General features: G+C 62.4%; 22 protein-coding genes. 15 read left to right on the top strand and 7 right to left on the bottom strand.

What is annotated here, in order from left to right:
- Nucleotides 1-237: 237 nt before the first annotated feature.
- Together LZC95_49545 and LZC95_49540 are read left to right on the top strand one after the other, a co-directional pair.
- Nucleotides 238-711 (top strand): ester cyclase, encoded by a 474-nt coding sequence (locus LZC95_49545; GenBank protein ID WXA94479.1) that lies wholly within the window; start codon nt 238-240, stop codon nt 709-711.
- Nucleotides 711-1286 (top strand): hypothetical protein, encoded by a 576-nt coding sequence (locus tag LZC95_49540; GenBank protein ID WXB00285.1) that lies wholly within the window; start codon nt 711-713, stop codon nt 1284-1286. The genes LZC95_49545 and LZC95_49540 overlap by 1 nt, the downstream gene beginning before the upstream one ends.
- 7 nt (nt 1287-1293) lie before the next feature.
- Here LZC95_49540 and LZC95_49535 read toward each other — a convergent pair whose 3' ends face one another.
- Nucleotides 1294-1599: a hypothetical protein gene (locus LZC95_49535; GenBank protein WXA94478.1), complete on the bottom strand. Its 306-nt coding sequence runs from the start codon at nt 1597-1599 to the stop codon at nt 1294-1296.
- A 179-nt stretch (nt 1600-1778) separates the two neighbouring features.
- Between LZC95_49535 and maiA the strand changes: the two genes are divergently transcribed.
- Nucleotides 1779-2435 (top strand): maleylacetoacetate isomerase, encoded by a 657-nt coding sequence (maiA, locus tag LZC95_49530; GenBank protein WXA94477.1) that lies wholly within the window; start codon nt 1779-1781, stop codon nt 2433-2435.
- 77 nt (nt 2436-2512) lie between these two features.
- Here the strand turns inward: maiA and LZC95_49525 are convergent, their stop codons facing one another.
- Nucleotides 2513-4075, bottom strand: a complete 1563-nt coding sequence (locus LZC95_49525) for a M28 family peptidase (GenBank protein WXA94476.1) — start codon at nt 4073-4075, stop codon at nt 2513-2515.
- 469 nt (nt 4076-4544) lie between these two features.
- Between LZC95_49525 and LZC95_49520 the strand changes: the two genes are divergently transcribed.
- From LZC95_49520 to LZC95_49510, 3 genes are all read left to right on the top strand, one after another.
- On the top strand, nt 4545-4880 hold the full coding sequence (locus tag LZC95_49520) for a hypothetical protein (GenBank protein ID WXA94475.1): 336 nt from the start codon (nt 4545-4547) through the stop codon (nt 4878-4880).
- A 232-nt stretch (nt 4881-5112) separates the two neighbouring features.
- The gene (locus tag LZC95_49515) at nt 5113-6252 is read left to right on the top strand and encodes a hypothetical protein (GenBank protein ID WXA94474.1); all 1140 of its coding nucleotides are present in this window, start codon (nt 5113-5115) and stop codon (nt 6250-6252) included.
- Between the two features lie 35 nt (nt 6253-6287).
- The gene (locus LZC95_49510) at nt 6288-7289 is read left to right on the top strand and encodes an alpha/beta fold hydrolase (protein WXA94473.1); all 1002 of its coding nucleotides are present in this window, start codon (nt 6288-6290) and stop codon (nt 7287-7289) included.
- Nucleotides 7290-7329: 40 nt separating this feature from the next.
- Here LZC95_49510 and LZC95_49505 read toward each other — a convergent pair whose 3' ends face one another.
- Nucleotides 7330-8766, bottom strand: a complete 1437-nt coding sequence (locus LZC95_49505; protein WXA94472.1) for a hypothetical protein — start codon at nt 8764-8766, stop codon at nt 7330-7332.
- A gap of 476 nt (nt 8767-9242) precedes the next feature.
- On the opposite strand from LZC95_49505, the gene LZC95_49500 reads away from it, so the two are divergent.
- The 3 genes from LZC95_49500 (at nt 9243) to LZC95_49490 (ending at nt 12046) form a co-directional block, all read left to right on the top strand.
- On the top strand, nt 9243-9890 hold the full coding sequence (locus LZC95_49500; GenBank protein WXA94471.1) for a glutathione S-transferase family protein: 648 nt from the start codon (nt 9243-9245) through the stop codon (nt 9888-9890).
- Between the two features lie 39 nt (nt 9891-9929).
- The gene (locus LZC95_49495) at nt 9930-10484 is read left to right on the top strand and encodes a hypothetical protein (protein ID WXA94470.1); all 555 of its coding nucleotides are present in this window, start codon (nt 9930-9932) and stop codon (nt 10482-10484) included.
- Nucleotides 10485-10600: 116 nt separating this feature from the next.
- The gene (locus LZC95_49490) at nt 10601-12046 is read left to right on the top strand and encodes a M20 family metallopeptidase (protein ID WXB00284.1); all 1446 of its coding nucleotides are present in this window, start codon (nt 10601-10603) and stop codon (nt 12044-12046) included.
- Between the two features lie 27 nt (nt 12047-12073).
- On the opposite strand, the gene LZC95_49485 is transcribed toward LZC95_49490, so the two are convergent.
- Nucleotides 12074-12514, bottom strand: a complete 441-nt coding sequence (locus LZC95_49485) for a cupin domain-containing protein (protein WXA94469.1) — start codon at nt 12512-12514, stop codon at nt 12074-12076.
- A gap of 125 nt (nt 12515-12639) precedes the next feature.
- Nucleotides 12640-13155, bottom strand: a complete 516-nt coding sequence (locus tag LZC95_49480) for a zf-TFIIB domain-containing protein (GenBank protein WXA94468.1) — start codon at nt 13153-13155, stop codon at nt 12640-12642.
- 109 nt (nt 13156-13264) lie between these two features.
- Between LZC95_49480 and LZC95_49475 the strand changes: the two genes are divergently transcribed.
- From LZC95_49475 to LZC95_49450, 6 genes are all read left to right on the top strand, one after another.
- Nucleotides 13265-13651: a hypothetical protein gene (locus tag LZC95_49475; GenBank protein WXA94467.1), complete on the top strand. Its 387-nt coding sequence runs from the start codon at nt 13265-13267 to the stop codon at nt 13649-13651.
- Nucleotides 13652-13799: 148 nt separating this feature from the next.
- Nucleotides 13800-16055, top strand: coding sequence for a type VI secretion system tip protein VgrG (vgrG, locus tag LZC95_49470; GenBank protein WXA94466.1), 2256 nt, complete (start codon nt 13800-13802; stop codon nt 16053-16055).
- 9 nt (nt 16056-16064) lie between these two features.
- The gene (locus tag LZC95_49465) at nt 16065-17054 is read left to right on the top strand and encodes a DUF2169 domain-containing protein (protein ID WXA94465.1); all 990 of its coding nucleotides are present in this window, start codon (nt 16065-16067) and stop codon (nt 17052-17054) included.
- 71 nt (nt 17055-17125) lie between these two features.
- A complete protein-coding gene (locus tag LZC95_49460; GenBank protein WXA94464.1) occupies nt 17126-18016 on the top strand; it encodes a hypothetical protein in 891 nt (296 codons plus the stop codon).
- Complete coding sequence (locus LZC95_49455) at nt 18013-19230, top strand: DUF2169 domain-containing protein (GenBank protein ID WXA94463.1); 1218 nt, start codon at nt 18013-18015, stop codon at nt 19228-19230. The genes LZC95_49460 and LZC95_49455 overlap by 4 nt, the downstream gene beginning before the upstream one ends.
- Nucleotides 19227-19739 carry a hypothetical protein gene (locus tag LZC95_49450; protein ID WXA94462.1) on the top strand — a complete coding sequence of 171 codons (513 nt, stop codon included), beginning with the start codon at nt 19227-19229 and terminating at the stop codon, nt 19737-19739. Before LZC95_49455 ends, LZC95_49450 begins: the two co-directional genes overlap by 4 nt.
- Nucleotide 19740: 1 nt before the next feature.
- Here LZC95_49450 and LZC95_49445 read toward each other — a convergent pair whose 3' ends face one another.
- A complete protein-coding gene (locus LZC95_49445) occupies nt 19741-20499 on the bottom strand; it encodes an NPP1 family protein (protein ID WXA94461.1) in 759 nt (252 codons plus the stop codon).
- 267 nt (nt 20500-20766) lie between these two features.
- Nucleotides 20767-21381, bottom strand: coding sequence for a TetR/AcrR family transcriptional regulator (locus tag LZC95_49440; GenBank protein WXA94460.1), 615 nt, complete (start codon nt 21379-21381; stop codon nt 20767-20769).
- Nucleotides 21382-21383: the final 2 nt, after the last annotated feature.

The raw sequence follows: 21383 nt of genomic DNA, 5'->3' as shown, positions 1-21383 counted from the left end.
GCCATGTAACTCGATTCGTTGCATGACGACGAGTCGATCGAGGACGCAGGGTTGGCGGGACCGATGCCCGATGCTATGTTGATGAATGGGTGCTGCAGGGGCGCCCTCCCCGCCGGAAAGAAGATTTCACCCTGCTCGTCACGGATCGTCTTCGCGGAATGCGCAGTCATCGCAAGCATCGCAGAGTCCTCGGGCCGAAGGAGCGGGTAGCGGCCAAAACCGGAGGAGACGGCTACGATGAGCGAACGCAACCAGCGGAAGACCCGCGCCGAAGTCATTATTTCCGAGCTTTACGAGCTCGTGTGGAATCGGGGTAACTACGATGCCATAGATGGGCTCGTCGCGCCTCGTTACACCCTTCATTCGGATCCCGGCGATCCATGGGAAGGGAAATCGCTCGATCGCGACACGTATCGTGCGCGCGTGCAGTATTCGCGGAGCGCGTTTCCCGATCTCGAGTTTTTCATTTACGACATCTTCGCGGCCGAGGATCGTGTCGCGGTACGGTGGAGCGCCGAGGGGACGCTTGCCGGTCCTCTTCGCGAAATCGCGGCGACCGGCAAGCACATGAGATTCACGGGGCAGACGTTCTACGAAATTCGAGGTGGCCGCGTCGCAGGCCATTGGCAGATCATCGATCGACTCGGTTTCATGGAGCAGCTGCCCAGGCAACCACCGCCGAGATACCTCGCCAACGTGGAGGCACCGTGATGCGTGGGAGGGCCACGCCGGGGGTCGGCAAGATGGACCCTGTCCAGGAGCTGAAGATACGCGCAGACATCCTGCACGCGCAGCTCGAGTCGAGGGACGGAGATGCGCTTGCGCGCCTGCGCGTCTTGCCCGAGCTGCGCCGTGCGGACGATGCGTTGCTGCTGGCGAAGGCAGAAGCCTTTCGTCGAAAGCATTGCCTCAGCGTCGTCGCGCGCGAGTGCGGCTTCGCAAGCTGGGAGCGCGCGCGCAACATCCTCAGCGGGGATGCGGAAGGAGTCGACTTCGGGACGCTTCTCCATGGAAGGAATGCCAGCAGCATCCTGAGTCCATGGTTCGCTTCCTACGAAGAGGCCCTTGCCGCGCAGAGAAGTCTGCCGGATCATCCCCGGCATTACCTACTCGCCTACAAACGCCACTTCATGGTCACGGGTCGGTCGTTCGTGGAGGCGCTCGGTATGGATCCGGATGATCCCGATTGGGAGGCGATCGGCTGGAACTGGGCGCGTCCAACCGATCCCACCGCTCGAAGCCGCCTCTATTACAAGCGACTCGTTGCCATGCGAGGCGTTCCATAGCCAAGGGTCAGTCGTCGTCACCCTTCGCACGACCGCGGCCTTCGCGTTCGGCCGCGCGGAGCTCCTCGCCTTCGGGCCCTTCGACGGCGCGCTTGGCCTCCTTCGCGGCCTTTTCCACCCGACCCGATTGGATGTATTTTTCGGTGGCGGCGTCGTACTGGCGAGCGCCCGTACGGCTGCCTTCGCCCTCATTGGGTTCTTGATTCGGCGTGTCCGGCGATGCGCCGGTGTTCGGTTGTTCACCGCCTTTGCCCTGTTGGGTTTGCGGTGCCGTTTTCTTCGCGGGCTCGTGGGTTTGCGATGTGTTCGGCATGTCGCCTCCTCCGTGCCCCGCTAGAGCATCGTGCATGCCACCAAAGTCGGCGCCGTTTTTCCGCGCCATCCTGGGCAATCGCCGATGAGACAAAAGAAACCGCTGCGGCCAACTGCCACGTCGAGAGGGTTCATTCTCCGAAGCATCGGCACTACAGACGCGGGCGGTATGAGGTACCCATGATTCTTTATGGCTTTTGGAGAAGCAGCGCCACATGGCGCGCTCGGCTCATGCTTGGTCTAAAAGGCCTCGCCTACGAATACCGTGCGGTGAATCTGCTGGAGAACGGTGGCGAGCAGAATCGCCCGGATTACGTGAAGCGTAACCCCATGCGGCAGGTGCCCCTCCTCGAATTGCACGAGGAAGACGGGACGCTGCTGCACATCGGGCAGTCGCTGGTCATTGCGGAGTACCTCGAGGAGCGCTTTCCGTTGCCGCGCCTCTTGCCCGTGGGCCGCGCGGAGCGTGCGCGTGTGCGCCAGATCGCGGAGACGATCAACTCGGGTATTCAGCCGCTCGCGAATACCGCCGTGCGACTTTACGTGCGCGATGTGCTGGGCACGGACGAAAACGCCTGGTGCCGGCATTGGATTGGAGGCGGACTCACCGCGGTCGAGGCGATGGTGCAATCGAACGCCGGCCCATTTGCCTTTGGTGACGCACCGACCTTGGCCGACGTGTGCATCGTGCCGCAGCTTTTCCACGCGCGCCGCTTTGGCGTCGATACCGACGCATTCAAGACGCTCTCGCGCATCGAGAAAGCGTGCTACGAGCTCGACGTTTTCGCGCGCGCCCACGCCGAGCTCCAGCCGGACGCCCCACGCGCGACGCCATAGGGCCGGCCGGCGAGCTTCACGGAACATCGATCCGCACGTGGATTCGCCCGCGTGCGGATCGATTCGATTCTACGGATTCACGGCCGCTGCGTGCAAAGCGTGTAGTCGCCGCTGCCGCTGTACGAATAGACGCGCCAACGGTACTTGCCTGCCGTACCCGGATAGGAAATGCTCTCGTTCGAGGTGGAACCGTCGGACTTGCTCACCTGGCTCCACGCCGTGCCGTTCCACTTCTGCAAGTACAGATCGAAATCCGTACCGCCCGGGCCCACGAGCTTCGCACCATGCGTTCCCGAGACCGTGCTGTCGTAGCCATCGGCGCTTGGCTGATACGCCTGCGTGCCCGTCCCGCTCAGGGTGCCCGAGTACGAGGTGCCCGTGCACGTCGGGCCTCCGCCGATGTCCGCGTTCGCGGCGAGCTTGATGGTGCCTTTCAGCAGATCGCGGACGCGGCGCGGTTTGTTGCCACCGTTTTCGGAAATGATCTTCGCCGTATCGTCGGTGGTCCTGTGGTAGTCGGCATTCAGATCGCCGCCGCCGGACGGATTGCTCAGACCTTCGAAGACGAAGAGAACGTCCTCGTTCTTGTCGTAGAAGGATGCACCATCCTGACGCCGCGCGTAGGCCGCAATGTCGTGGTTGATGCGATCGAACGGGTCCGGAAGCGCGTTGTTCGCTTGTGTGAGCAACCCGGAGAGGTAACTCGTCGATCCATCCGACTTGGTATCGATCACGCTGATGCGTTGATCGTCCCAGCGCCCGACCATATCCATGTTGACGACGCCCACGATCTGCGAGAGCCCGATGCCCGAGATGGGATGGTCGACGAAATACTTCGACCCGACCAGGCCATCTTCCTCGGCCGCCGTCCAGATGAACAGGATCGAGCGATTCAATTCGCCATTGGCCTTGGCTTGCGCGAGCAGCGGTACCAAGGAAAGGAGAACACCGCTTCCCGAAGCATTGTCGTCGGCGCCGTTGTACACCGCGCCGCCCGAGCTCACGCCGAGGTGATCGAGGTGCGCCATGGCGACGATAACTTCGCTCTTCTTCGGGCCGGTCCCTTCCAGGAGCCCGAGCACGTTGTGCGTGTTGCCCGCGAGAACGGCATCGGAGCGCGCGGCGAGTGCGCTCGCCTCGGGCGACGACGATTTCGGATCGATGTAGAACCCGTGCTCGAACTGCGAGCTGCCGTACGACGACGGCTCGCGGGTGTCGCGGCTATGCACGTGGGCCGCTGCCTTCCCTTCCGGCGTGAGATCCGCCGCCAATGCGCCTTGCTGGAACGACTGCGCATACGCCCCGTTCGAATCACCCGGGTTGGGGCCGGTCAATCCGTACTTCTTGACGAGATCCGTCACGTACGTCGCGGCCTTATCGAAGTCCGCCGACGGCGCATTGCGTCCGCGAAGCTCATCGCTTGCGAGATAATTGATGTGCGTCATCGGATCGGAATCGTCCGCGCCACCATCCGCAAGGAGCCCCTGTGTCGGCGTGCTTCCGATGCGCGCCTCGTCCACATTTTTCTCATTGGCTAGCTCCGTGGGAGCCTGCCCCGAAACATCACGCGAATTCCCGTCGCTGCAAGCCCATAGCGCCAAAACGATCAGCGATGTGACGACCACCCCGCGTGTTCTCATTGGAAACCTCCGAGACGAAAGAAAAATTGGCTGTGTGTTTGGCGACAAGTGGGCTTCGCCGATTCAACAAGTGCGCAATTATCGAGATTCGTCGCGCAGGGTCCACCGAAATAATCTTGGCGCCCTCGCATTCGGCGCCCCCGATTCATCGGTCGTATCGCGGAGCCGTATTTCTACAGAGGGAGAGGCCTACCGCGATTCGGTCTCCCGCCGACGCCCCGAAGGAGGCGCCAAATGCCGCGTTGGTGGTGGGCCTGCGAAAACGCCTGCTCGATGACGCAGCGCTACATTTGGGCAACGAAACCGTGCCCCAGTTCTGGTTCGCGCCGAACGATTAAGGTTGCAATCTTTTCCCATTGTCGATTCGCCCATCGGCGATGGCCGTGCGCGGGAGATGCTCACATTGAGCAAGGTTTGCGCAAGATGCAATTCATAGTTGCAATTCCAAATGGGTGTATATGAAGACTCGATGTTCAAATACGCAGTTTGGTCGATCCCCCTGATTGCACTGTCCGTGGCGTGTGGCGCGTCGAACTCGAAATCATCGGACGTCGATCGTGACGGCTCCGCCGCCGGCCAGCGGGACGGTGCATGCATCGACGACGAGGATTGCCAAGGCCTCCTTTATCACTGCAAGTGCGTACGGCTCATGGAAGTGTTCGGCAAGGACAACACCACGTGCACCGATTCGCGGGGCGGCCGCCCTTGGTGCGCACCACCCAAGCCCCTTGTCGATTGCAACGATTTTGGCGGAATGGATACGTCGTTTGGAAACAACGGTTGCACCTCCGACGTGGATCCATAGATCGACACGGGGCCCATGCCTCGCGTTTGAGACGATGCGGCTTCACGGCACGCTTCAGCCGACTTGACCGTGAAGGTCCCTCCTTTGGTTGCAGCGTGGGTGTTGCACGATGCAACATCGAGACGTTGCACACATCGCACATTCTTCGATGAAGTGCGTTGGCCTGCAAATTGACAAGCAACTTCCCGGTGAAGTCAGTCGATTTCAAGTTGGCCAGCAAAGGAAGATCATCATGCCGCATTCAAAGCTCGGTGCAGGGCTCCGTTCGCTCGCCATTTCGTTTCCCAGTATTCTGCGAACGAATGACCATTTCCGGACAGCACACCCCGAAATGGTGGCCCATGCCGAACAGTTCTCATTGGCCAAGGTTTGGGGAAAAGGCGAAGCTGCGGCTGCGCCAACGGCCTTCGACCTGACGATGGCGCCGTATCTCGCCGATCCGTTTCGCGGTGCGGTGGAGCGGCGGCTTCGTGCGCCGGGAGAACCTGCGCTCGCGATGGAACTCAGGGCCGCGCGCGGGGCGCTCGATGCCGCCAAAATCACGTCCGACGACGTGGACCTCGTGTTGGTGAGCTCCTTCGTCGGCGATCGGTTCGGCGTCGGCAACGCGGCGTATCTTGCGAAGGAGTTGCAGCTTCGCGCGCCCGCACTCAACTTCGAAACGGCGTGTTCGAGCTCCGTCGTAGGGCTCCAAATGGCCGCAAGCCTCGTCGCCAGCGACGCTTACAAGCGCGTCCTCGTCGTGGTTTCCACGTCGAACTCGGTGCAGGTCGTCGACGACGACTCGCTCGGATGGTTCGTTGGCGATGGCGCGGGCGCGCTGCTCGTGGAACGCTCGAGCGCGTCGGCTGCTGATTCGGAATTCGGCGTTCTTGGGTGGAAGACGATCAATTCGATTGGAACGAACGACATGTTCGTGATCCACGCCGTCCTCGATCCGAAGGCGGGCGGGGACGGCCGCACGCGACTTTGCACGAGCGCCAACGAGAACGCGGGGGCGATGGCGCGCGACACGGCGGAACCTTACTTGCGCGCGTGCGTCGACGGTGCGCTATCGATGGCCTCTTCGTCGGTGCGCGACGTCGATTTCTGGGTCTTCAATACGCCGAATGCGTGGTATGCGGACTTTTGCGCCCGCGTGCTCGGCGTCGAAGAAGGGCGCTACCATAGCGTGTACCCTCGATATGCGAACATCGGCGCCGCGCTGATGCCCGCGACGCTTTACCACGCCCTCCACGAGGGGCGCATCCACCCGGGAGACGTGGTGGGCTTGTACTCCGTGGGAAGCTCCTCCACGGCGAGCGCTTTGATCATGCGAATTGGGAACGTGGCCTTGGGCCCCTATCCCGAACAACCCGCAACGTCGAACTAGCCAGCGCCGGGCGCCGGCGAGAAAGAGACACACCCATGTTGCGAATGCGAATCTGCTTGATGATCCTGTGGGCATGCATCGCTTTTCTTGCGGACGCACGCCCCGCAGCCGCCGAGAGCGAGGGGCCCCACGCATCCCAAACGGATCTCGATGCCGTGTACACGCTCGAGCATTTCGTCCCCGTGGGGCCAGGGCGCAAGGTGCACATGACGGAGAAGTTCACCTTGCGGAGTTGGCTTCGGTATCCGCGGCGCGCGGTCTTGATGCTCCCCGGCCCCATCGTGAAGGCGAGCTTCTACGATTTGCACACCGACGGCTACTCGTTCCAGAGCGATCTGGCGCAGGCGGGATTCTTCGCCTTCGCGATCGACTACGAGGGCAGCGGCGAGAGCACCTCCCCTCCCGATGGGCGCTCGGTGACGCACGAGTTCCTCGTCGACGAGGGCCGTAGGGTGCTCGAAGCCGTGCGCCGTCTTCGTGGCGTGGCCCGCGTCGACGTGCACGGCCAGTCCATCGGCGGAGCAGTGGCCAGCGAACTATGCGAGGACGCCACCCGAACGCGCACCTGCGTGCTGTCGTCGATGCTGTACCGAACGCCGAGCGAGTTTTTCAAAAAGGTATTCCTCGATCCTGCCTTCATTGCATTTCTCGAAGGCCAGCCGAATGGCTATCTGCCGACGACGCCTTCGTTCTATTCCATCAATATCGTAACACGCTCGCCGGCGCCGGTCGCCGATGAGATCCTCGCGACCCAACCGGGCCCTTACCCCGTGATGACCGTGCTCCGGCCGGCCTATGGGCTTCCATGGTTCGATCCGACGCGCGCCAAGGTGCCGGGGCTCATCGTTCAAGGCACCCTGGACACCATTCCGGCGGCGACGGATCCCGAAGATCTACGAGCAGCGTACGGCACACGCGGGGGCGGCAACGCCAAGCTGGTCTGGATCTCCGGCGGAGGGCATATCCCCCTCATCGAGAACGCGCCGTTTCATATTGAATACAAAACGGCGGTGCTCGACTTTCTCGATTCGCACTAGCGCGCTTTCCTCGATATCGATCGTGCGTGGGGCGCCGTCTTCACAGAGCTTGCAAGAAGGCGACGAGGTCGTCCTTTTCTTGATCGGTGAAGCCGATGTGGAATCGCTCGTCGTAGAATCGAACGACGGCGTTCAGGTCTTTCGCCGAACCGTTGTGAAAGTACGGCGCCCGCGTCGCCAGGCCGCGAAGTATGGGTCCTTTGGTCTTCCCGATGTCGTTGAATTTGCCGGTTATCAGGCCTCGCCCGGGATCGGTGACCGTGACCGTCCGTCCAGAGCTCGTTTCCATGAAGGTGTACGTCGGCAGGCCGGAAACATCGAGTCCACCCACCGGCGACGGCACCACGAGACCGATATCGATCGGTAGCGATGTCGAGTGATTCCCAACGTTCGGCGAATCGTGGCATGAGCCACAGAAACCGGTCAACGGCGATGGGACCCCCAGGGTGTCGTTGGGTCCGTTGAGACCGGCCACGTTGTCGATGGGAAACGACTTGTTGTTGAAGATCGCTTCACCGCGAGCGATGGCCGCGGCCCGGCGATCGCGCGGGGGATGCTTCTCCCACTCTTGGAACAACGTAAAGACCACGTTCGTGAACGTTGCAGTGTAACCGGGTTCGCACGAATTGGGGATTGCGCAATTGAGCACGTCGTTGATGCCAATGTAAAAATTGGGCAGCGTATCGGTGTAGAGGAACTCCGCGCCCCCATGGCCCTGGCGGGAGTCCAGCTTCAAACGATGAACCTCCTGTTGCGCGTTGAAGAGGTTCGTCTCGAACTTCACGATGCGCTCCGGAGTGCCGTCCGGCAGATCGGATTCACCTTGCGCGTGGCCGCGGGTCGCGTCGTTCGCCTGTGTTGCGAGATTGGATTCAATCAGGTCAACCGTGTTGTTGGGTGGATGCGTATTTTCCCGCCCGTCCCACATGACCGTCGACAGAAATGCGGTGTTCGCCGAGGGAAGCGGACGCCGGTACATGCGGAGCCCTGCCGCGCTGGGCGCCGTCGGACAGTGGAGAGGATCGGTGTATCCAACGAGCGTGAAATCGGCCGTTGCAGGAATGCCGATGTCGACACGAATGAGGGCTTTCGAAAGCATAGCCGTGGAGTTCAGCTCGGGATCCGGGTTCGACTCCCCGGGAGCCAAGCAATCCGACCCGTCGAACGCGAACAGCTCATCGTCCACCGGGCGGCTCTGGGCGAATTCGGGCGTGATGCTCCACCCGAAGGCCTCTTGATGGCACGTGCCGCACGTGCGCCCGTTGCTCCCGAAGTCATGAAAGAACGGGTTCCTGAAACTGAGATCGATTTTGCTCGGCGAGACCGTCGCAGATTTCCCGATCGAATCCGCCGTCACATCCTTGTACAATTTCCTAGCGGCAGCCGATTGCTCATCCACCTGCTCGTCCAGCGCCGCACTACACCCTGCGGCGAAGATGACCAAGGTCAGCCCAGTAGCAGTCCTGTTGAATCTCATGTCCCCCCCGGTGTCGATCCTGATCGAGTTGCCCTCGGCGATCGTGATTGCAATATTCGATCAACGAGCGGCTCTCGTCGTGCGGCAATCCCCCTCCCGTATGACGCCGAATGTGCCCATCCCGTTCTCCCTTCATCGCTGGCACATTTCGAGAGTCGAGATACGGCCGATTCGGGGCCTTCGACGCTTGTTTTTGGCGGTGCGGCTTGACGAAGTACACCGCGGCCGGCGACGTCGCAGATTCCGTCGTGGACGTCGTACATTGAAAATGGCATCTGACGACCGACTCGATGGACATGGACTTACGGCACGAATTCGGATGGGCGCGCGCGCACTAGCCGCTTGTACCCGCCTGCCATAACCTGTTGCCTTGGCAGCACATCCTCGACCGGTGCATGGGTGGGTGGCGGACGCATGCCTAGCGCGTTTCGACGACCGCGTTGATGCTTCTCGCGTGCCGCTGTACTACGGCAGGCATGCTCAAATTGTATGGCTTTGCCCCGACTCGTTCGATCCGCGTCCTGTGGATGCTCCGCGAACTCGGGCTCGAGTTCGAGTACGTGAACGTGGACCTCCGAAGCGGCGAGGCCCGGCGACCCGAGTTCTTGGAGCTCAACCCCGCCGCGAAGGTACCGGTCCTGGCCGACGGCGATCTCGTCCTGACCGAGTCCGTGGCCATCGTGCTCTATCTTGCGGAGAAGCACCCGGAGAAGGGCTTCTTGCCCGTCGAGTTGCGGGAGCGAGCCGAGGTGCATCGTTGGCTTCTTTTCACCGCGACGGAGCTCGAGCAGCCGCTGTGGCGCATCTCGAAGCATCGCGTTCTCTATCCGCCCGAGAAGCGCATCGCCGCGGAAATCAGCAACGCCGGCGACGACTTCAAGGCCATGGCTGCCGTCCTCGACGAGCACATGGCGTCTCGTGCATTCGTCGCAGGCTCCCACGTCACCGTGGCAGACTTCGTCTTGGCATACACCCTGGACTGGGCCAACGAGGTGCAACTGCTCGACACGTACCCTCGCCTTCGCGATTACATGGAGCGCATGTACCGCCGTCCGGCGGCCCCACCTCGCATTGCGCAAGCTTTCGCAGGCGTGCCATCCCCAGCGACCTCGAGCAAAAGCTGAACCGCGCCGAAGATCGTCACCGAGCTACGATGGCGGAGCATGACGGTCGCCAACCTGGAAGCTGAACGCAAACGCGCCGCCGCGCGCGGTGAAGCATACGCGCAGCCATACAACGCCATCCCCACCTGGGACGCAGGCGCCCCCGTCCCGCACCTTCTCTCCTCCGGTCGCAACATCACATTGGTCTATTACGGCCGTGCGAATGATCCGACGTGGGACGGTACCTGGGCACACGTGCGAGACCTCTCCGACCTAGCCCCCGTCGTCGTTCTCGACTTTCTGGGCTGCGCCATATTCAAGATGGGCAGCCCAAACGACGAAGTCCTTCATGGCCATCCCCTCTTCGGCAAAGGTCTCGATTTCTACGCACCACAAATCGTGGAAAACTCCCCGTGGTTGCGGGAATTGGAAACCATCAACCGGGTTCACGCTCGATTCGACGCTGACCATTGGCGATCGATGCATCATTTCATATTGCCCTTTCATGACGAGACGTTCGAATGCATCGCCCGCGGCACCCAGGCCCGCGTTCAGCGCGCGAGCCTTGCGGAAACGGTGCGCGTCGCCATGGATGGCATTTTGCGCGAGATGTGAGCGTTTGCTACTTTGGTCGGGCGGCCACCGTGCATTTGGACAAGGTCATGGCACCGGCGGTTTGGCTCGACGGCGACGTCGATGCGCTCCTCGTTTGGTGGAGGTCGTGCTATCGCATGTCCATGCTGAACGTCGAACATGCCCGCGATTCTGCCGAGCGCATCTGGGAGGACGAAATCGTCCCGCAATTGACCGAGTACATCCGGATCCCGAACAAGTCGCCCTCGTTCGACCCCGCGTGGAACGAGCATGGCCACATGGAACGGGCGGTCGCGCTCATCGAGCGGTGGTGTCGCGCGCAGCCGATTCCGGGACTTCGCGTGGAGGTCCTGCGCCTGCCGAACCGCACGCCGCTCATCTTCATGGAAATCCCGGCGTCCGCAGACCAAAGCCAAGGCAAGGCCGAGGGCATCGAGGACACGGTCCTTCTCTACGGTCACCTCGACAAGCAGCCGGAGTTCACCGGCTGGCGCGAGGGACTCGGTCCGTGGACTCCCGTGCGAGAAGGCGACCGCCTCTACGGCCGCGGCGGTGCAGATGACGGCTACTCGAGTTTTGCCGCGCTCACGGCGCTTCGTTTGCTCAGCGAACAAAAGGTCCCGCACGCGCGCTGCGTCGTGGTGATCGAGGCCTCGGAGGAGAGTGGCAGCCACGATCTGCCCGCCTACATCGAGACCCTGGGCAATCGCATCGGCCAGCCGAGTCTCGTCATCTGCCTCGACTCGGGCTGCGGCAATTACGAGCAGCTCTGGTCCACCACGTCGCTGCGCGGATACATTGGCGGCACGTTGACCGTCCGGGTGCTGACCGAGGGTGTCCATTCGGGCAGCGCGAGCGGCATCGTCCCTTCGACGTTTCGCATCGCCCGGCAACTCCTGTCGCGCATCGAGGACGAAAAGACCGGCCGCGTGCTACTCGATGCACTCTACACGGAAATCCCGCAGGCCCGACGTGCGCAAGCCGAGGCCGTAGCCAACGTGCTCGGCGACGAGGTGTGGACGCAATTTCCGTGGGCGGAAGGTGCGCATGCCGTCACCAACGACCGCGCGGAGGCGTTGCTGGCCCATACGTGGGCCCCGGCGTTGAGCGTCACGGGTGCGGCCGGGCTGCCCCCGCTCGAAAACGCGGGCAATGTGTTGCGGCCCGTCACGCAGCTCAAACTCTCGATGCGGATTCCACCGCGGGTCGACCCTACATCGGCACTGCGTGCGCTGCGAAGTGAACTCGAACGCGATCCGCCGTACGGCGCACAGGTGCGCCTCGAGGCCGAATCCGGCGCATCGGGGTGGAGCGCTCCCGAAACCGCCCCGTGGCTGACGCATGCCATGGACGAGGCCTCCCTCGCGTTCTTCGGTAAGCCTTCCCTTGCCATGGGCGAAGGCGGAACGATCCCGTTCATGGCCATGCTCGGCGAGAAATTCCCAAAGGCGCAATTCGTCATTACGGGCGTGCTCGGTCCGCAATCGAATGCGCACGGCCCGAACGAGTTCCTGCACCTCCCCACGGCGAAAAAGGTGTCGTGCGCCGTGGCGAGCATCTTGGCCGCGCACGCAACGCGCTAAACTTCGCGCGCTCCGCAGCCGAGGCCTTCACGTGTCCGAGGGCGCGTTCTCCGTGCGGGACTCGGCGGCGGAACGCGCACGGAACCACTCGGCGATACCCTCCATGTGGGGCTCGAAGTCTCCGGGCACCGAGAAGTTGAGCGCGCCCGCCCGCTCGCCGGTGCGGTTCTCGAAATCGTGCGGCGTGCCCCCGGGCGCGATCACCAAGGAGCCCTTGGGCGCATCGATCCACGCACCACCGACGAAAAAGCTCATCGTCCCCTCGATCACGAAGAAGACGTCGTCTTCCTCGTGCATGTGCGCGCCTGGGCCGCGCGTATAGGGCTCGAGCCACCATTCCGAAATCGAATATTGCCCGCGCGTCTCCTCACCATCCGCCTTGAAGACGGCGTGCACGGGTCCCATCGCATACGCGCGGCCTGCGCCCGCAGGCCGAATGACCGGAGCGCGGTTCTTTTCGTCTGACATGATACGAGAATGCTAACCGCTCGTCGAAATGACCGCCAGCGGCCGCGCTCGCGACGTCGCGAGATTGCGAGCAGCCAAACGCGCCAGCTCACGGATGACGCGTCGGTCCCGTAAACGGGTCGAGCCTAGTCGGACAACCAGTCGAGCACGTCCGCGAGACCGATCTCGCCACTCCGGTCAGGCTCCATTTTCCATTTGTTCTTTTGCAAATAGTCGTCGTAGTCCCGCTCGTCGTAGCGCATCGGCGGAGGGAAATTCCGTGCGATCTGCGCCTGCGCGCGACGGCGCTCCTCGAAAAAGCGCGCGACACTCTGCAATTCGTCCCGGTCGAACCACGTCCCGTGCGCATCGCAGAGATCCAGCTCCGTGCTCGTTCCGTGCACCGTAATGCGCCGCAAAGCGACACCGCAAACCGGACACCCAGGCCGCGCAACCAATGGCGGAAACGGTATGCCATGTCGAGACGCTTGTTCGGCCAGGGCGAGAGCATCCGGCTCGACCTGTTGGAGCAGGCGCGCAGCCAGTTCGTTGCCGATCCAGAGCCCCCCGCAGACGCCGCATCCATGAAGCTTCACCGTCCCGCGCGCCCCCTCGAAAAGCGGACGGTTTGGGCAATGCGGACACACGAGTTGGCCTTGCATGACCCCGATCCTACGCCCGCTCGCTCCGAAAAGCGAAACGGTGCTTGTGGGGATCCTTTTTTATCGAATCAAGGATCGGTATACGTCGGGGCGGTCGATGGAGTGGACGATGATGCCGACTCGCGAAAAGGTTCTTTATCACCAGATCCATCCTGCAAAGCTGGCGGTGGACTTCTCCACATCGTTCGCGTCCACCTGGTTGGGGTGGCAGCATGAACTGTGGACGGGGCTCCTCGTTGCATTTGGCCCTTCCGTTGTCGTAACGATGGCGATGCTCCGCTGGATGGACTTCTCGAAGCAGCGGGATTCCAGTTTCGGACATTACGTCGCCTTCCACATGACACCCGGCGCGACGGCCGTTCGTTCCGGGGGCCAGCTCGTCATGTGGATGGGCGCCTGGCTCCACCTCGTATGGGCCATCCCAGCAGGTTTCATCGTCATCCTTTTGGGTTGGACGTACTCGCTGCCTTCCTGGTACGCGCGGCAAAAGCCATAACGCCGTTCGTACGTGATGCGCCGGTGTGGCGCGCTCGCGAAAGCTCGCCTGTATCGATGTACCGGCCGTGGCGTACCTGCGCTGTACCGGCTTGGTACATTGTCGAGCTCGAATTAATGCGCAATGTTCAAGAGATATGAACGTTGCGATGCCGTCGCTCGTAAACCACTACGACGACTTGCGATGCCGCTTGCAGATTGCCGACGTCGACGAGTCCATCTTGACCGTGGCCGCGTTCGAAGGTTACGAGCGCCTCTCCTCGCTATTTTCCTACTCGATCACCGTCATCACCGAGCCGGAAGACGTGCAGGATCTCGAGGTGGCCCTCGGGCGCGACGCAGCGTTCTCCGTGGCGCGCGGTGGGAACACGGAGCTCGTCATTCACGGAACCGTCACCGAGGTTCTCCCCGATGGCGCGTACGTGGGGGACAACCGCGCGTCCACCACAGTGGTCATCGAGCCGCACCTGTCGAACCTGCGGTATTCGGGCGGCTACCGCATTTTCCAGCAGATGACCGTGGAACAAATCATCCGCGAGGTCGTGCGGCCCGAGGCCATCCAAACCGTCTTCCACGTCTACCCTCCTCTCCCCACGCACGAGTACACCGTGCAGGCCGACGAGACGGATCTCGACTTCATCGCGCGCCTCGCCGCCCACGAGGGCCTTCACTACTACTTCGACCGAACGCCCGACACGACCGTCGTCGTGTTCACGAATCGCCGCGACGGGTTCACCGATTTGGCCAACGACGCGGACGTCGACTTCCATCATGACAGCGGCGCCGTCTCCGGCGAGCACGTGTGCAGCATTCAGCGCGCACAGCGCGTGCGCACCGGCGCCATCGAACATCGCGATTACGACTTTCGCAGCCCCTCGGCGCGGCTGCAGGGGCGCGCCGAGCTCGATCCGAGCACGGGGCACGCTCGCCGGGAGCGGCGGGCCTATGCCGCCGGATTCCGCGATATGCACGAACTCGCAGAACGACGCGCGCAACTGCGCCTCGCACAGGAGCGGGCAGACGCCTTCACGCTCAGCGGGACGGCATCGATGTTGCGTTTCTTCCCGGGCAAGACGTTCACCTTGCACGGCCATCGCGATGCGGCGTTCAACCGAAAGCTCCTTCTCACCCGCGTATCGGTTGCCGGCAAGGTCCACGGACTCCTCTCCCTTCCCACGAGCGGAGTCGGCGCGATGGTCGGGCGCACCAGCGAGGAGCTCACCTCGTTCGAGGCGGTGCCGGCGGAGATCACCATTCATCCGCCGCACCTGCCAAAACCGCCCTCACGTCTGGAGAGCGCACGCGTGGTTGGCCCGACCAACGGCGACCCCTTCGTCGACGAATATGGGCGCATCAAAGTGCAGTTTCACTGGGACCGGGACGGAAACCACGACGAGAACAGCTCGTGCTGGATCCGCATGATGACCCCCGTCGGCAGCTACGACGAAGGCTTTTGGCAGGCCCACAAAGTCGGCTCGGAGGTCCTGGTGGACTTCATCGACGGCGACATCGACCGCCCGGTGGTCATCGGCGCCGTTTACAACAGCGTGGACACGCAGCCGTACAAAATGCCGATGGACGTGGCCAATAGCACATGGAAAACGAAAAGCGTCCCGGGCGGCGGCGGCTTCAACGAGATCACGCAGGACAACCACACCGGTCAGGAAAAGATCTACATCCACGCGCAGCGCAACATGGATATCACGGTCCAGAGTGCGCACACGGAAAGCATCGGCGCGAGCAAAACGAGCAGCATCGGGGCCAACAAGTCGACGACCATTGGCGCGAACCAAACGTCGACCGTCGGAGCGAACGACACGACGACGGTGGGAGCGAATCAAACGCATTCCGCGGGCGTGAATCAATCGTTCTCGGCCGGGGCCGATCAGTCGCATTCCGCCGGCGCGAACCAATCGCTGTCGTCGGGCGCCGACCAATCGCTCTCCGCGGGTGCGAATCAATCGATCAGCGTGACGGCGAATCAAAGCATCAACGTCACCGGCAATCGTGAAAAGACCATCGCAGGCAACGAAACCGCCAAGGTGCTCGGAGCACATACCCAAAACGTCACCGGCAACATCGATATCACGTCGTCGGGAGACATCACCCTGAGTGGGAAGCAGGTGAACATCAACGCCGACACGGTTTTGAATCTCACCTGCCACGGCACGTCCATTCAGGTATCCCCCACGGCCGTTTCGATTTGGGCAAGTGCGCAGGTCGCTGTCGACGTCGCCGGCGTTCAGATCTTCTTCCTCACGGGCGGCAATGCCACCTTCCAATGCGGCACCATCAAGATCGACGCCACCGGGGGCGACCTCAACACCTCCGCCAGCGGCACCGCCAACATCAGCGCCGGCCAGGTCGCGAACATCAGCGCCCCCGCGGTGAATCTCAATCCCTGATCGAATTTCATGCAATTCATCAACGAGTCTCGATGGCCGGCGCGCTTCTTTTTCGGTGGTGCCGAGGAGAACGTCAATGTCGGCTGGCTGGTCGCGCGGGCCACGTTCCGGCTCGAAGGCGACGGCCACCTGGTGCCCGCCGCCGAACCATGGCCGGTGTTCGCGCAGCCGGTGCGCACCGCGCATGGAGTTTTTCCTTCGGACGATGTCGCAAGCCGCACGGGCTGTGATGTCGTCGTCACGGGCACGGCAACATCGTCCAAACCGGTCACGTGGCTCGAGGCCAGCGTGCGCGCCGGCGCGCATGCCAATGACGTCTTGGTCATCGGTGATCGCGTATGGCGCAAAGCCGGCGGCACCCTCATCGCGACCGACCCGCGTCCATTCATGGAGATGCCCGTCGACTGGACGCGCGCCCTGGGGGGAACGATCTCGCAAGACGGTGTGGGCGTCCCCGATGCATTCAACCCCTCGGGACGTGGCGCCTACCTGTCCGCAGACGCCGCCGTGAACGGCCTCCTTCCCAACCTGGAAGATCGCCACGACCGCATCTCGAATTGGAACGATCGACCCATGCCCGTCGCGTGGGGCCCCATCGCCAACGCCCCCGTTTGGCAAATGGCGCAATGGATCCGCGAGCGCAGCCGAAACCAATCCCCGGTAACGGTACAAGAGGCGCGTGCTCGGGCTGCGGAATGCGTCATGTGCGCAGCACCTCCGCGAAACGTCATCCCCGGACTGTACGATGGGGATCCTGTGGATATCGCCTTTGGCGAGAACCGAGCCTCCTTTTACGTGCCGCCCCTGGGGCTCGTCGTGCACGCGGCCAATGGCGTCGACCGCATCGATTGCCCACTTGCATACAGCGGAATTTGGGTGATGTTGGACACGCGGCTGGTCGTGCTCACGCTCCGTGCGTCGTTTCGATACGCCGTACGTCGGGGCGAAACGCGCGTGGCCGTTCTGCGCGCCCTCCACGGACTCGAGCGAGCATCCTGATGCCCCTTCACTGCCCACTCGTAAAACCATCAGGCTGGGTCTTCGGTTTGGAGATGCACACCGCCCTCGGAATGGGCATTCTCATCACCGTACCGACCCCGAAACCCAAGAACCTGTGGTTTTCCATGGGCCCGACCACGCTGACACCCGCCGGTGACATGGAGTCTGGCTCGGTATTCTGCCAAAGGGAGGGCATGGTCAAACTGGGCAGCGATGTTCGGTATTTCCGGATGCACCTCAGCACGCCTTGGCTCCCCGGGCCTCCCGCCGTGGTAACTCCCATTTTCGATCTGGGGCTGTGCATCCCCGTCATCGCCCTCGGCGGCACGAAGACGATTTGGGGGCCTTATTCGATCAAGGCCAACATCACCGCCAAGGGCGACAATCCAGCGGTCATGCTGATCGAAGGGTCCTTGTTCGGGGTGAACATCGCACCACTCAACTCCATGGTCTGCTCCGATCCGTGCGATTTACCCGCTTTTCTTTCCATGCAGTCCGCCAACTCGGTCAGGGCGGGCATGACCCTCGGCGACGTCATTGGCAATGTCGTGACCACGCTGACGGACGTCGCGCTCTCCAAGGCTTTGAACCTTGCCCTCGGGAAACTTCTCGGCAAGAACCTGCCGAGCAAAGTCCTGAATGCGCTCGAAGACGCGGGCCTACAAAAATTGCATGCACTTTCGGCCCGACTCTCGAACACCGTCACCCGATGGCTCGGAGATAAAGTCATCAATAGGGTAACCCGCGAATACCTCGACAATGGCTCGACGTCGACGCCGCTTGGCGCGCTTCTGAATGACACGCTCGTAAAAGGCATGGGAGATATGGTCAAGGATGGTAATTTCTTACCTTTTGCGAACTTTTTCCCCCAAGGCGACGCGTCGAAACTCATCAACGATAGGGGTGTGATGAAAGGAGCGGAGGAGTTCGGCGAGTGGCTCGGGGGTCAGATCGACAAATGAGCACCGCAGGGAGTCTCTCGCTCATCGATGCGGTGGATGCGCCGGACGGGACGGCCATTTTGCATGCATTCGCGAAGCGCACGTACACGTTCGCGCCCGGGCACCGGCCCGTCGTGGCGCCGTTGCAAGTGCCATTGCACATCGACCCCGTGTATTACGAGGCGACCGGCCAAGGGAGCGAAACGGCGCCACGGACCGATCCCGATATATTTTGCCATATGAAATCCGGCACCGACGTGGTGGTTCAAGGTACCGCGTACTCCACGAATGGGCCGGTGCCGTGCATGGACGTGGGGGTCAGCATCGTCGGCACGAATCAGCCGGATGGCCCCGCGCGGCGTATCCGCGTGACCGGGGATCGGCGCGTCGAATATCGGGGCCAAGGTCATGACGTGATGTTCACGCCGCCGGTGCCCTTCGAGCGAATGCCCCTCACCTACGATCGCGCCTATGGCGGATGCGATCTCTGGTCGGCGGCGGAGCACCCCGATCGCATTGCGAATTGGCTGGGCAAGCACTCGAAATTCGACGGTAATAGCTTGTCCTTGTATCGATATCCGCGCAATCCCGCTGGCCGCGGGTTCCTGGTGCACCCCTCGCGTGCGGCGTTCGATGCGATGATGCTACCGAACCTCGAGTTTCCCGAGGATATGCTCACGCCTTCGCGGCTTTGCACCGGCGATTCGTACCAGTGGCCGAAGGCGCCTTTCCCGGCGGGGTTCGATTGGTTCGACCCATCGTGGTTTCCCCGTTTGGCTTTTTTGCTTGCCATGGGCGCACCGCACAAGTGCGAGCCCTCCGATTTCAGCGAGGTGCGCGGCGGCGTGATTCCCGCGGAGCTCGTAGCGCAGCGACCCAACGACGACGGCGTCGGCTTCGTTCCAGGCGCCCCCGGGCAGGGACGGTTTTACCACGGAGCATCGCCCTGGCTCGCCGTCGCGCCGCTCACCGGACGGGAGACCATCGTGCTCTGGGGCATGCACCCCACCGCGCCGCGCTTGGATATTCCGTTGCCCGACGAGGCGCCGCAGATCCTCATCGAGCTTCCCAATGGGCGCGTCGTCGAGACCGAGGCATCGCTTCGCTCCGTGGTGCTGAGGCCCGACGAGGGGCAGCTCACCATGGTGTGGGCGGCGCGGCATTGGGCGGGGCAGCTTCTCACGGAGGCACACGTCACGCGCATGCGCCATGCGGTGCGCTGGAGGGCACGATGACCATGCTCGGTGAACGATTGGAACGATTGGAACGCTGGGGCACCATGGCGCTGCCGTCGGGGCGCAGCATCGAGGTGCAGCGGACGGGCAGCCACGAGACGCTGCGCGTGGTGGGCAACGGCGGACGGGTCGAGCTCACCGTGCACCTCACCGACGCGGGACCGAAGCTCGTTTTCGAAGCCGCAGACATCGAGTTGCATGCGGCGCACACCGTTTCCGTCGCATGCGAGCGGTTCGAGGTTCAGGCCCGCGAGGAGGCGCGCATCGTGGCGCAACAGGCGGCCATCGAGACCACCGCGGGCGATATCGCATTGCGGGCCAACGACAACGTCGTGGTCGTCGGCGAACAGATTCGTCTCAATTGCGACAAGCCCGACGAAATACCTCCTTGGATGCAGGAGGAATTCGCCGCGCGGCTTGCCTCCGCGGCCGATCTCACGCCCAGCATTCCCGCCTCCGACATCACCGGGGACGCCGACGTCGTCACGGAATTCGATCGCGCGTTCTAGCCTAGCCGTTGGGATCGAACGGGATGTTCGCCGGCTTCGCTTTGGAGAGTTCTCCATTGAAGCTGCCGTCCCGCAGTCCAAACTGCGCACTGCCGAAATCGTATTGGGTCAACTTGTCGCGAAAGCCCGGCGGGTAATTGTCCCAGCCGATGAGGGGAGGGAATTGCCACGAGCCTTTGAGATTCTCGGGCTGCTCGCCGAATCCGGCGATCCGGAAGCAGTGCGTGCGGATGCCGTCCTTGTGGTAGATGACCTTGGGGTGCGTGCCCGAGTCGTCCCAGGGGACGTCGTTGCGCGAATACGTGGTGTAGTTACCGTGCGCAGATACGGAAACGTACGCCGGCCAATCCCCGTCGGGAACCCACACGACGACGTGCTCCCAATCATTTCGATGCCCGCCGATCCCCGATCCCGCGACGGCTTGGTCTTTCTCGAAATAAAGACCGTACATGTACGCGCACCAACCATGGTTGCACTTGGAGCGTGAGTAGCCATTCGTATTGTCCAGGTCCGACATATCGTGACACTGGCCATTGAGCGCGCCGCTCGGATTCAAACCGCGATTGATCGTTCCATCCCGGCCAATGGCGGGCGTGGGGTAGCAACCGTCACCATCGTAGTCGAATGCCGGCTCGTAGCTGCGGTCCGACCACGGCGCATTCCAATCGAGGGCCTGCGGCGGATCCGCCAATGCGACACCGGCCAAGAGCATCCAGCCAGCTCCCGTGAGAACTCGCAACGCGGTTTTCATTTTGGACATGGAATCTGCACCTGATTGGCGTGCAAGGCAACAATCTCGTTGGGCGCGAGACGCTACCGTCGCTCGGTGTCGTTCTCATGTCGGTTGCGCGAAGTCTCGCCACGTAGGCACGATGGTTCGCGCTTCGTCGAAATCGATATCGATTCGTTGCCGAGTGCAATGAGGAGACGCGGTGCAATGACGCGAACTGGCAGTGCTTCGATGCGCGTCATGAGATGACGGAAGGCGAGAGTTCCATCACCATCCGGTCGAAAGGGGCCTCGGCCGCTACGCGGCTGCCTTTTGAATGCCGCCGAATACGAGGGCGACAACCGCCTCGGCGCTCGTATCGTCGAGCGGCCCGCGACCGTAAAGCATACGCGCAATCAGGGGGCCAAAGATCATGTCCATCCCGATATCCGGGTCGACGTCGCTGCGAATTTCGCCGCGGCGCACCCCGCGCTCCCAAATGATGCGCACATCGTCGTGCCGCGAGGCCAGAAATCGCCGGCGAAAGAGCTCGAGAAACTCGGGGTCACTCTGCCCCTCCGCGATGAATTCGCGAAACAGCCTTCCCTGCGGACCGACGTAAAAGCGAAGAACGGATTGAAGCTCCAATTTGAAATCGCGAAAAGCGGAACCGGTATTCGGAATATCGACGTTCTGTCGCATGATCGACAAGAACGCATCCAGCGCGACGAGATTCTTGTTCGGCCACCACTTGTACAGCGTGGCCTTGCTGACACCCGCGCGTTGCGCGATCGCGTCGGCAGTGACTTCGCGGAGCGATTTCGTCGCCAGAAGCTCCGTGGTGGCGGTCAGAATGGCCGCCTCGATCTCTGGACTACGTGGACGTCCTCGTGGTTTCGATTCGATGTGGGGGGTGGATGCGTTCTTGTTCATGA

It is taken from the genome of Sorangiineae bacterium MSr12523, from assembly GCA_037157775.1.
Taxonomy (GTDB): domain Bacteria; phylum Myxococcota_A; class Polyangia; order Polyangiales; family Polyangiaceae; genus Pendulispora; species Pendulispora brunnea.
The sequence above is the reverse complement of the archived record's forward strand: the minus strand, read 5'-3'. Positions and strand labels throughout refer to the sequence as shown.